This window comes from Halomicronema sp. CCY15110 (assembly GCF_016888165.1).
In the GTDB taxonomy this organism is placed as follows: domain Bacteria; phylum Cyanobacteriota; class Cyanobacteriia; order Phormidesmidales; family Phormidesmidaceae; genus Halomicronema.
This window is the reverse complement of sequence record NZ_JACSWC010000202.1, coordinates 1-11,948: the sequence shown is the minus strand read 5'-3', so window position 1 is coordinate 11,948 and position 11,948 is coordinate 1. Positions and strand designations below refer to the sequence as shown.

General features: G+C 58.3%; 7 protein-coding genes. 6 read left to right on the top strand and 1 reads right to left on the bottom strand.

Annotated elements, in window-relative coordinates:
- Positions 1–84 precede the first annotated feature (84 nt).
- Positions 85–4,380, bottom strand: coding sequence for a tetratricopeptide repeat protein (locus tag JUK32_RS28430; protein WP_204138029.1), 4,296 nt, complete (start codon positions 4,378–4,380; stop codon positions 85–87).
- 270 nt (positions 4,381–4,650) lie between these two features.
- Here JUK32_RS28430 and JUK32_RS06450 point away from each other — a divergent pair, with 270 nt between their 5' ends.
- From JUK32_RS06450 to JUK32_RS06425, 6 genes are all read left to right on the top strand, one after another.
- Positions 4,651–5,175, top strand: coding sequence for an OsmC family protein (locus JUK32_RS06450; protein WP_204138028.1), 525 nt, complete (start codon positions 4,651–4,653; stop codon positions 5,173–5,175).
- Between the two features lie 333 nt (positions 5,176–5,508).
- Positions 5,509–6,684 (top strand): acyl-CoA dehydrogenase family protein, encoded by a 1,176-nt coding sequence (locus JUK32_RS06445; protein WP_204138027.1) that lies wholly within the window; start codon positions 5,509–5,511, stop codon positions 6,682–6,684.
- Positions 6,685–7,323: 639 nt separating this feature from the next.
- Positions 7,324–8,946, top strand: coding sequence for an ABC transporter substrate-binding protein (locus tag JUK32_RS06440; protein WP_204138026.1), 1,623 nt, complete (start codon positions 7,324–7,326; stop codon positions 8,944–8,946).
- A 152-nt stretch (positions 8,947–9,098) separates the two neighbouring features.
- Entirely contained in the window at positions 9,099–9,617 is a 519-nt protein-coding gene (locus JUK32_RS06435) for an MSMEG_0567/Sll0786 family nitrogen starvation N-acetyltransferase (protein ID WP_204138025.1), read from the top strand.
- Positions 9,617–10,597, top strand: coding sequence for a sll0787 family AIR synthase-like protein (locus JUK32_RS06430; RefSeq protein WP_204138024.1), 981 nt, complete (start codon positions 9,617–9,619; stop codon positions 10,595–10,597). Before JUK32_RS06435 ends, JUK32_RS06430 begins: the two co-directional genes overlap by 1 nt.
- A gap of 355 nt (positions 10,598–10,952) precedes the next feature.
- Positions 10,953–11,921 (top strand): hypothetical protein, encoded by a 969-nt coding sequence (locus tag JUK32_RS06425; protein ID WP_204138023.1) that lies wholly within the window; start codon positions 10,953–10,955, stop codon positions 11,919–11,921.
- Positions 11,922–11,948: the final 27 nt, after the last annotated feature.

Below are 11,948 nucleotides of genomic sequence, written 5' to 3'. Positions count from 1 at the left end.
TGCTGCGGGGGGAGAGGGGGCGGCGCGATCGGGCCCAGGGACCGGGTGCCTAAGCCCAGCCGTGAACGTGGCGGGAAGAGCGAACTAGGCACCTGCTCCCTGGGAGGCGAGGCGATGCATGAGCCACAACACCTCCGCCGCGTCGGCGTAATTGAGGGCCAGGTCATCGGCCAGAGCCGGGTCGCGGGAGCCGTTGAGGATAGACACTATTGCCTGGATCAGCTGCTTGAGGGAGGCGGATGCTTCTGGGTTGTGGGTCAGCTCGGCAAACAGCGACTGCACCTCATCGACCTGCTGCTGAGCCAGCAGCCCCAAAACCTGATCGACCAATTTACCGCCCCCAAATTGCGCGTAGCCCCCCTGCTGCCGATAGGCCAGGTAGGCAGCGCGAGCCTGCTGCCACGCCGCCCGCGCCGCTGCGGGGTGGCCAGTAGCAGTTTCGATTTGGTGCAGGATGGCGAAGGTTTTCCAAGGCTCGGCGGCATGACCAAAGGGCTTGTCACACTCGATCGCCCGCTGAATCTCCCGCCGCGCTTCGTCGTACCGCTGGAGCTTACGCAGGGCATCGGCAATGTTGTTGCGGGCAACGCCTTCGTACCGTAAGTCTCCCTGCTCAACATAAATATCCGCTGCCTGTCGGTAAAAGGTGACCGCCTCTTCAGGGCGATTTAGCGAGTCTTGGTAGAGATTGCCGAGCTGCCCCAAACTGCTCGCTTGCCCCGCCCGATTGCCAATCTGCGTCTCCATCTCCAGAGATCGGCGGTAGGCCGTTTCCGCCGCGTCGAACTGCCCCGCCGCTTGGTACACCATGCCGATCTGGTGCCAGATAACGGCGACCGTTTGGGGTTCGTTCTGCTGTTCAAACAGGGCGCGGGCAGCGGTGTACTCAGCGATCGCCTCGTCATACCGCCCCTGCATCCTTCGCACCGTCGCCAGTTGTGCCTTCCCGACCGCGACCTGCCGGAAGTCTGCCAGTTTTTCAGCTCGTTGGATATTTTCCTCATACTTCGCTGCTGCCGCCTCCAACTGCCCCAACGCCTGCAGACAGTCGGCCTGTTCGGTCAGGGTGACGGCGGCCATGCGGGCTCCCGGCTCCCCCAGCGACTCAAACTGCTGCTGGGCTTTGATGAACTGCTCCAGAGCCGGGGCGGCCTGCCCGGCTGTTTTCAGCACCCGACCAAGCAGCCAGTGCGCCATCGCCAGATCATAATCGGCCCCCCGGTAGGCCGTTGGCCCCACCGCCTGGGCCTTTGCCAGCAGGGCCTGGGCCTGGTCATAGGCCGTCTGGAGCTGCCCTTGGCCCAGGAGTCGCTCAATCTGCAATCGCTGGTTTTGAAACTGGGCCTGGCCCCACTCCGGCAACCCTGCCGCCCCCCGTTCCCGCAGGGCCACTGCCCGCGCCAGGGCCTGGGGGCGATTCAGGTTGGCCAGCAGTTGTTCAATGCTGCCAGCCGTATCGGCTACCCGTTCAGCCATCGTGCTATCCACCGTCAGCCGCTGCCCCAGCCAGTCGAGCAGGGCCATCAGGTTAGGCAACTCCAGCAGCGTCAGCCTTGCCGCCAGTCGGCTGTCCTTAAATTTTTGCTGATACAGAAACTCCACCAGTTGTCCCATCGCCTCAGCCCAGGTCGCGGTGAGCGATGCCAGTGGTTCTGGGGGTTGCCCCAGCCGCAGGTAGGCGGGCAGGGCCGGGTCGAGGCGCAGGTAGCCATACTCCTGCTCTTCCGCGATGCCTACTTCAATGAGGGCCACGGCGACAGCTTTTGCACTGTCATCATCAATGCCCATCACCGATTTCAGGATGAATAACTGCCCACCCCCATGCACCACCGCCAACCGCTGCACCCGCTCCCGCATCGCCTCCGGCAACCGCCGCAGGGACAGCTCCACGCTGGCATACAGCGAGTTCTCGCGGTCTCCCGGATTCTCCGTCTCTAGCTGGGCCATGAGCTGGGTTAGCCGCTGAGTCGTCGCTCGCACCCCTTTCGCTACTTCACGCGCCAGCAGCACCAGGGCGCGGGGGTGGCGGTTCACGGTGTCCACCAGTTCCGTAATTTCCTCTGGGGTGGTGGCGTTGTCGGTAGCGGGGGGTTCCCAGCCGTGTTGGGCCATCACCTGTTCGACGAGCTGCACGGCTTCGTCTTTGCTCAGCCGCTCCAGTGCCACGGTGCATTTGGCTTTGGCAAAGGGGGCGGGCAGGGGTTCGCGGCTGGTAAACAGCAGGCGGCAGCGGGTATCAGACGCGAGCAGTTTTTGGCCGAGGGCCAGCAGTGCGGTGACATCCGCCACGCCCGCCGGGTTATTGCCCTGGGCATCGGGCAGCACGCTCTCCAAATTGTCGATCACGATGATGGTGGATTTGCGCTGCAACTCCCGTTCGATGGGCTGCAGCGCTTGGTCCAGGTCGTTGCCGTACTGGGCCACGGTGTAGTGGTCGCCCACCAGTTGCCGTCCGAGGCTATCCACCACCCCCGGCACGTCCTGCACGTTCTGCGGCTCCACACTCACAAACGCCCCCCGCTGGAACCGCCCCGACTGCACCCACCAGCGGGCCAGCTCCGTCGCCAGGGCAGTTTTGCCCAACCCGCCACTGCCGCGAATCACGGCATAGGGTTCTTGCTGCAATAACCGCTCCAGATGCAACAACTGGCGGCTGCGCCCGACAAAGCGATGCTCCGGCGGGGCGGGTAGCTTACCCAACTGTTGTTCACGCCGCGTCTGAGCCAGTCGCGCCGCCTCGGCCCCCACGGTCACCGTAAAGAGCGGCGGGTCGGCGGCATCCTGATACAGCACGGGCACAAACCAGTCCTGTAGCGTCAGCTCGCCCGCCCCCATAATTTTGAAGCGGTAGGGGGCGTCGTAAAGGGCTTCCTGCCCGGCCAGCATTGCATCCCCCACCCGCTGACCTGCCGCCAGGGTGCGGTAGAAATGCTCGACAAAGCGGCGGGCCGTTTCCACCAGCACCGAGTGGCTCATGGCCACCACGGAACCCACCCCGCCCTCCAGCAGCCGGGCGGCCACGGAGGCCATCGGGTCGGCGGTGGCCTGGGCGGTCTGGCAGGCTTCCAGAAAAATCAGCGGCACGCCGTAGTGCTGCAGCTCCGCCGCCAGCTCCGGGGCATGGATCAGCTTGAGCAGGCGCGGCCCCAGCTTGTCGCTGTGGCGGGGGTCTTCAAAACAGAGGGCACCGAGACCGACCCGGCGGTCATACACCCCGTGACCGTCAAAGTGGACGATTTCGTAGGGGTCGTTGGCGGCCCTGGCCTGTTGCAGGGCGGCTTTCATCGCGGGCAAGGTGGGCGGCGAGAGCAGATCCACCTTGACCAGATCTTCCCCAAGTTCATCCACCGCTTGCACCAGGGCGCGGGCGCTGATGCGGTGGTCAATGTAGCCGACGGGGTCGCCGTCGCCATCCACCTCCGGGCGGGGGCTGATCAGCAGCACCCGAATGGGCAAGTCGGCTTTCAGAGTGTTGGTAGGCTGGCGGTTGGGCAGGCGTCGCCGCACCCGCACCCCATGCGCCCCCTGGGACAGGTAGCCATCCCCATCGTGCAAAATTTCCCAGGGCAGGGTGAGCAGGTCGTTAGCGGCTTCGCGAAATTGGGCGGCTGCGTCGTCGGGGGTGCCTTCTGGGGGTTCCCCATCGACCTGAATGGAAAAGCGCCGACTGCCGCTGGTGCGCCGCCATGCCGCCAGCGGTTCCCGCGCCGACTCCGCCAGGGTCGCGGCCTGATACAGCGCCTGTCCCCACTGGGGCAACTGGGCTTCCGTTCCCGTCGCCCGCTGCTTAAAGACGCCGGTGGGCCACTGGTAGTATTTTTCGATATACCAGCGAATCTCCTCTAGTTCCACCGGGCCGAGGGGCGCGGTGAAGTGGTACTGGCGGCTGGCAATCTGGCGGCTGGCGGTGTCAGCGGGAATGTAGGTGAGTTCGGCCATGGCGGTGGCGCGGCGAATGCCCCCACTCTCCACAATTTGCGGATTTTTGAGGGCCAGCAGCAGTTCTTCCACGGGGGCAACCTGGACGGGTTCGCCAGATCGCCAATCATTGGGCAGTTGCAATCCCAGCGCCGCCGCAATTTTTGGCATCGCTTCAGTCAAACCTGTCGGCCCTTCCTCCACCAAAATGTAGAGCGGATCGTCAGGAAAGAGCATCGCCACCATGCCAGCCGGATCAACCCCTGGCAGCAATACAGGAATCACCTTATAGCCGTCGTCACGGGCTTGCGCCACCGCCAGCGCAAACTGAGTCTCCTTGGGCACCCACTTGGAATTGAAGGTGTTAGGGCTGATGACGACGAGAAAGTGTTGGGCTGCTCGAATGGCAGCTTTGATGGTGTCGGTGAGGGCATCGCCCCCGGCCAGTTCACGAGAGTCCACCCACGATACCTGTCCCCGTGAGCGGCCAAAATCTCTCGCAGCTTGCTAACAGTGTCGTCGTCGTGGGTCGAGTGGGAGATGAAAATGTGGGGCGGCATCTAAATCTACGGGCTGATTTTTCTTATCTTAGCCACGGCCACGGCAGGGGTCGAGATGCAGAGAAAAAGACCACAGGGGCGTGCGATTACCAAACTGTAGCCATCACCACATTCCCCAAACGAGAAGTTTCCTTTAATATAAATAGATAGATCGTTCTATTTGGTGAACCTTATGTCTGATACCGCCAAGGTGTCCATCGCGCCCATTCCCAAAGATGGCTTGCAAGAGCTGGGCGAAAAGAACCGCGCCAACCCCGCCGACAAGACCCTCAAGGTCAAAACCGTTTGCGATCGCAAGTTTCGCAGCTTGAACTACGCCCGCGATTTAGAGCCCTTCGTCGTGGATGAGCCGCCGGGTCTACTGGGCGACAACACCGCGCCCAACCCGTCGGAGATTGTGCTCGGTGCCTTTGGCTCTTGCTTGGCGGTGGGGCTACAGGCCAATGCTGCCGCGCGGGGCATTACCCTCACCAAGCTGGAAATTGCCCTCGAAGGCGACATCAACATCACCAGCACCTGGGGCACCGGCGAATTGACCAAGCCGCAGATTGGCTTTACCGATGTCCGCGTCAAGGTGGATATCGACGGCGACGCCTCGAAGGAAGAACTAGCGGAAATGGTGGCCCACGCGAATACCTGGTCCCCCGTTTCGGCCACGTTAAGCAATCCCATGCCCGTCAGCGTTGAAATGGCGTAATCGCTGACCCTGGCATGGGTAGAGGCTTCGGCTAGAGAAGGCAAGCAGTGAGGGCTGAGGCGGGTGATGCACCCGAGCGATTCATCGGTTTTCCCGAACCATACACATCGCGAAACTTCAGCCCCTTGCGGCTTGTTCCCCGCGCCGACAGTCGCTGGTGGTTCCCTACCCCCGTCGATCAATCCCAGTAAAGATGCCATTAAGCAACGGCTGGGCAGCCGTTAAGGCCAGAACTGTATATTAAAAAGCGAATACCTGAAAGCAGCCGTCAACTGCTGTTTTGGGTCTAACGTATCAACTCTTTGCACCCTCAAAACTCAACCATCACTCACCATGCAAACGATTCAGAAAGCTTCTCAGACGCGCCCCACTACTGACGATCGCACCGCTGATGATCAAACCGCGGCTGCAGAAGTGGCAGCGGTGGTGAAGCAGCAGTTGACGCCCAAAGTGGCTGATATCGACCTCAAGGGTGAATATCCCCGCGAGATTTTGCATCAGTTGGGAGAGGCGAACGCTTACGCCCATGCCGTCGCGCCGGAATTTGGGGGCACGGGCTTGGGCCTCAAGGCGGCCATTCAAAGTATCGAAGAAGTTTCGAAAGAGTGCATCTCGACCGGATTCATGGCCTGGTGCCAAGTAGCCTGCACCTGGTATTTACAAAATACGGATAACCAGGATTTAGCCCAGGCATTGTTGCCGGATATTGCGGCGGGTAAGGTCTTGGCGGGCACCGGGTTGTCGAACCCGATGAAGCACTTCGTCGATATTGAGAAAATTGCGCTGGTTGCCGAGCCCGTCGAAGGTGGTTTCAAGGTGAACGGCATGTTGCCCTGGGTCTCTAACTTGGGGCCGGGCCATTGGTTTGGCGTTGCCGCCAAAATCAAAGACACCGATGACTACATGATGGCGGTGGTCTCAGATGATATGGCTGGCATGTCGTTGCGCTGTAATGCCCATTTCATCGCGTTGGAAGGCACCGGCACCTACAGCTGCGTATTCCGCGATGTGTTTGTGCCTGATGCCAAAGTACTGGCGGCTCCCTGCGAGGAGTATGTGCTGCGGATTCGTCCCGGCTTTATTTTGACGCAAGTGGGCATGGGGCTGGGCTTGGTCGATAGCTGCGTGGAGCTGATGAAGCGCACCAACAAGCGACTGGGCCATGTGAATCGCTTTTTGGATGATCAGGCGGAAGATCTGGAAGCGGACTTGCAAATGGCGCGCGATCGCACCTACGCTTTAGCCGATCGCCTCGACGCCACCGACGGCATCATTGACGACCAGCTCTTGCGCGAAGTCGTGCAGGCTCGCATTGCCGGTTCCGAATTATCGCTGCGGGCGGCGCAAGCCACCATGCTGCACGCCGGAGCCCGCGCTTACGTCCACGGCAGCGCTCCGGAGCGCAAGCTGCGGGAGGCTTACTTTATTGCCATCGTGACCCCGGCGCTCAAGCATTTGAAGAAAATGTTGTTTGCCCTGCCCGAAGAAGCGCTTACACCAGCTTCGTAAGGTGTACTCTAAAGGTCACGAAAATACCCTAGTGTCCGTCCAAAATTGCTCCGGCTCGACCTAGCTAATGTGACTCACATGGGCTAGGTCTTTTATTTTGAGTCGCGATAGAATTGAATCTTTGCTTGATGGCTGTGGAGAAAGTGCCAGTCCCGAAAAACCTTGTTAGTAAGGAATCCTGATGAGATGATGGCGTTGGCGATCGCTCCACCGATCGAACGTTGGCGTAGGGGGTGAAAGGGCGATCTCGCTCCACTATCAGACTCATTGAAATTCTTGTGATCGCGATTTCTTGATAATCTTTGAAAGAACGTATTTTTAGTTACAAACTTGTGACAGCGTCCCCTTTCTAATGGAAGTCAGTTAGAACCTTGCCTGTTTGTTTGATCAATCAGAGTTTTGGTTTTGAAGCCATTTGAAACTAATCCTTTGATGTTCCGGCTTGAGCGTTCAGACTGGCCGCGATCGCTGACTGTTTTTGAGCGTAGTCCTTTACTATTTGTATCTGCAGTGGGCGTGACAGCGATGCTGGCTTGGTAGCATTGATGTCGCCCATCAGCACCCGTGTCGGGCTCAGAATCAGGCCAACGAGCCATCAAAATTGCTGCCAAGGGCTTCATTTAGCGAGACCATTTCATCATGATTAACTCAGTATCCACTCCCAGCCAACGGTGGAATGCCCTGACCTGTGATCAGGGCAACTTGGGCGACCTGGCCGTGCGGTGTTTGATTTGTGGCAGTATCCACTCCACCGAAGACCATTGGAAATTCATGGCCGATATGCCCCAGGATCCGGCCAATTTGATTGATGATTTGGTCAAAATGCGGCTGTATCAGCCCGAGGCGATCGCCGTCGCCGATGCCATCAGCCAGGCCGAATTGCGGAAGGCGCTGTTTGTGCAGATGGCCGGAAAAGGCAATCCCAAGCGGGAGAAACTGGTGCTCGATTTGATCAAGGTCGCCGGGGGCTTGGATGAAGCCTTTGCCGCTGCCTTTGGCCCCAAAGCGGGGCAGTTCTTCACCGATGCCCAGCGGCTGAGTCAGTTCACCCGCCGCAAGTTTTTGAAAAATGTTGCTGTGGGGGCGGCCCTCGTTTCCCTGGCGAATTGCGCCCAGCAGCCGACCGAAGACGAGGTGCCTGCGGGCGAAACGCCGCCGCCCACCACCACGGGGGAACTGGAGAAAAATGACCTCAAAATTGCGTTTTTGCCCATTACCTGTGCGACGCCCATCATCATGTCAGACCCGCTGGGCTTTTATGACAAGCATGGGCTGAATGTCGAGTTGATGAAATACGCGAGCTGGTCGGTGGTGCGGGATGCCGCGATCGCCGGAGAACTCGACGCTTATCACATGCTGGCCCCCATGCCCATCGCCATGTCCCTCGGCCTCGGCTCGACCGCCTTTTCGGTCAAGCTGGCCAGCATTGAGAACAATAACGGTCAGGGCATTGCCGTCGCCAACAAGCACCTCGGCCAGGTGAATGGCCCAGCGGACTTTAAGGGCATGACCATCGGCATTCCCTACGACTATTCCAACCACAACCTGATTTTGCGGTACTACCTGGCCTCCGGTGGCCTTGACCCCGACCAGGATGTGAAATTGATCATCATGCCACCCCCCGACGCGATCGCCCAAATGTCCACCGGACAAATTGACGCCTTTATCCTGCCGGACAACTTTACCCAGCGGGTGGTGTTTAACGAGATTGGCTTTATCCATCTCTTGACGAAGGATTTGTGGCCCGGCCATCCCTGCTGTGCCTTTGTTGCCGCCCAAGACTGGATCGACGAGAACCCCAACACCTTCCGCGCGTTGAACAAGGCCATTATTGACGGGGCGACCTACGCCAATGAACCCGCGAACCGCAAGGAAATTGCCGCCGCGATCGCCCCCCGCGAGTATCTCAACCAGCCGGTGGAAGTGCTGGAAGCGGTGATGACCGGCAACTTTGAAGATGGTCAGGGCAACACTCTGGAAGTGCCCGATCGCATCAACTTTGACCCCTATCCCTGGAAAAGCTTTGCCGGCTGGATTTCGACCCAGTTAGTGCGCTGGGGCTACATGCCCACCGAAGACGCCAACTATGACGAAATCGGCGAGCAAATCTTCCTGACCGACTTGGCCCGGGAACTGGCGGAAGAACTCGGGGCCGAGGCCCCGCAGGAGCTTACGCGGGTCGAAAACCTCAAGTTTGGCGACTTTGACCCCGCCCAGCCCGAGGAGTATCTGCAAGAGCAAATCGATCAGTATGGCGTTTAAGCCAGCGCTGAGGCCGGTATGACCGAGGCTGCCAATGCTACGTCCAGCACTGATTTCAGTCCTGCGACGGGGGTTTGCGGCCTCAGGTTTGCGGCGCTCCATCGTCCAAGTTGTGGACTCACGTTTTCGATAGACGCAGACCGAGGTATCCCATGTCGACCAAACGTTACACCTTTGAACTGGCCCGATCGCCCCAGGACGTTCGCGCTTATCACCAACTGCGACAGGCCATCTTTTGTGAAGAGCAGGGTCTGTTTGACGACCATGATGCAGACGACATTGACGCGATCGCTTACCCCATCATCGCGGTGGAAAATGACGTGATTGCGGGCAAAAAGATTGTGGGGGTCGTGCGCATTTATGAGGAAACACCGCGTCACTGGTTTGGGGGCCGCTTAGGGGTGCATCCCGACTATCGCCGCGTGGGCCGCATTGGCAAGGGGCTGATTTACAAGGCAGTCACGACGGCTAATACGTGGGGCTGCGATCGCTTTCTCGCCACCGTGCAATTGCAAAACGTCCGCTTCTTTCGCCGCCAGCATTGGGAGTCGATTCAAGAACTCTCAGTGTGCGATCGGCCCCATCACTTGATGGAAGCGGATCTTGACTTTTATCCACCCAGCAACGAACTGCGTCCGGTGCTCTCTTCCGGTGCGCTCAAGGTGTCGTAATGCTGGCCGAGCTGGTTCAGGCTCTCCGTCCCGCGTTGGGCATTCTCAATAAGCGCGACATTCAAACCGCTGCCGACAACTTAGGCCGCTACGTGCCGTCCGCCGCCACGGGAACACCGATTCTGCTCGGCGACGACACCGCCGCCATTCCTGACGGGGATGGTTATTTACTCCTGGCGGCTGAGGGCATTTGGCCCACCTTGGTGCAGGAAGATCCCTGGTTTGCGGGCTGGTGCGGCGTGTTGGTCAACGTCAGCGATATCTACGCCATGGGCGGTCGCCCGATCGCGGTGGTGGATGCCCTGTGGACGGAATCGGCTGAGCAGGCCACCCCCCTCTGGCAGGGCATGGTCGCGGCGGCAAAAACCTTCAACGTCCCCATCGTGGGAGGGCACACCAACTGCCACAGCCCTTACGCGGCGCTGTCCGTGGCAATCCTCGGTCGGGCCACTCGCCTCATCACCAGTTTTGACGCTCAACCGGGCGATGCGCTAGTGCTGGTGACGAATTTACAGGGGCGATCGCACCCCAAATATCCCTTTTGGGATGCCGCCACCATGGCCGAGCCCACCGCACTACAGCGCCATTTCGCCCTGCTGCCCCACATTGCAGAACAGGGCTGGTGTCGTGCGGGCAAAGACGTGAGCATGGGCGGCATCATCGGCACGGCGCTCATGCTGCTCGAAACCTCTGGCTGCGGCGCGATCCTGGACATTGACGCCATTCCTCGACCCGCCGATGAACCGCTAGAAAAATGGTTGCTGAGCTTTCCCAGCTACGGCTTTTTACTCAGTGTCGATCCCGACCAGTTGCCCCAATTGCAGCCGCTGTTTCACGTTGAAGGACTGGTGTGTGAAGCGATCGGTCAGGTAACATCCGGCCATCAATTGGTGCTGCGATCGCACTCCGAAGCCGCCGTCTTTTGGGATTTCGCCACCATGCCCCTGACGGGGTTTGGCGATCGCGCCACTCCTGACTGACCACAACACCCAGCAAATACTCAATCCTTCGCGCAAGGGTGAACGGTGCCCAATCCCCAACTGTCGATAATTTTTATGCGATCTAAGTACGCGGGGGTTGTGAAGGAACCCTATCGCTGGTAAGACATTTCTACAGCCTTGACAGACTCATCGTTGAAACGATATCGAGACCCACTAGCATTCTTCTTCTAAAATCTAGAATGCTAGCTAGATTAGGCATCTGTGGCTGCTTCCTCCATGCCTAGACGAGCGATTTCTATTATTTGCAAATAGGCTGAATCATGATCGTTGCTGGAGGCGATCGCGATTTTTCCGTTTTCGATTAAGTCCCCCCTGCGTTTTTGGAAGCTGTCAGTTGATTGCTGTGAACATCGCCATTACCCTCGCCGGAATCGCTGGAATTGTCCTGACTTTTGTTTTACTCAAAGTCTTGCTCAACGGCTTATTTCATTTCAGCACTAGGCTTCTGGCCGATACCTGGCTACAGCACCACACCACGAAGATTACGCACCTGCGACAAAACGCCACGGTCGTCCTGCTAGTCGCCTGCATTTTGCTCTGTGTCGTCGTGGCTGGGGTGAATGGAGTCCTGATTTATCAGGAGCGCAGCGTTCCCGATTTTTATCTGAATTGGGTGAGCCGAATTCCTCGCGAGTTCTGGCATCAGCTTGCGATCGACCTACTCAAATGTGCGAGTCTATTGCTGCTGGTTAAAATCAGTTTGCCCTCAGTCGGTAAGCTCTTAGATCGAGCCTCGGTCATTACTCAAAACTCTGATCAAATCAGTGCCAATGACGAAAGTATTGAGGTCTTTTTCAATACCTTCAAAAAGGTTTCATTTAATGGTCTTTGGCTCCTAGCATTTATTATTTGCGCGGATTTTCTTTATACTCCAGACGTGGTGATTAAATATCTCCGCGTGGGGCTGAAAGCGTATCTCGCAGTTTCCTTTGGGCGGCTCATCATCAAACTGTTGTCGGTGCTGGTCGACACGCTCGATGCGTTGAGCCTGGAGTATTCTAGCGCTACCAATGTGTTGCGCCATTACGAGCGCTTTCGGCATTTAGTCCCAGCCCTAAAAAAAGCGCTGGAATATATTTTCTACGTCATCATCGCCGCGTTAGTGCTTCAGGATATTGACTCGATCGCTTGGATTACGAGTTACGCCGACGAGATTATTCAAATTATTGGTCTCTATTTCATCTGCGGCGTCATCATTGAAGTTTCCAATATCATCCTCGAAGATTTAGTTCTCAAAACCGATCGCTTAACCGACTTATACCAATTCTCTATAAAGCTGCATAGAATAGAGCCTCAAGGATAAAGTCATAGCCGGTCAAGGAGGCGATGG

Coding starts and splice junctions, on each gene's coding strand:
- JUK32_RS06450 (WP_204138028.1), top strand. CDS start 4,651: ATGTCTGATACCGCCAAGGTGTCCATCGCGCCCATTCCCAAAGATGGC.
- JUK32_RS06445 (WP_204138027.1), top strand. CDS start 5,509: ATGCAAACGATTCAGAAAGCTTCTCAGACGCGCCCCACTACTGACGAT.
- JUK32_RS06440 (WP_204138026.1), top strand. CDS start 7,324: ATGATTAACTCAGTATCCACTCCCAGCCAACGGTGGAATGCCCTGACC.
- JUK32_RS06435 (WP_204138025.1), top strand. CDS start 9,099: ATGTCGACCAAACGTTACACCTTTGAACTGGCCCGATCGCCCCAGGAC.
- JUK32_RS06430 (WP_204138024.1), top strand. CDS start 9,617: ATGCTGGCCGAGCTGGTTCAGGCTCTCCGTCCCGCGTTGGGCATTCTC.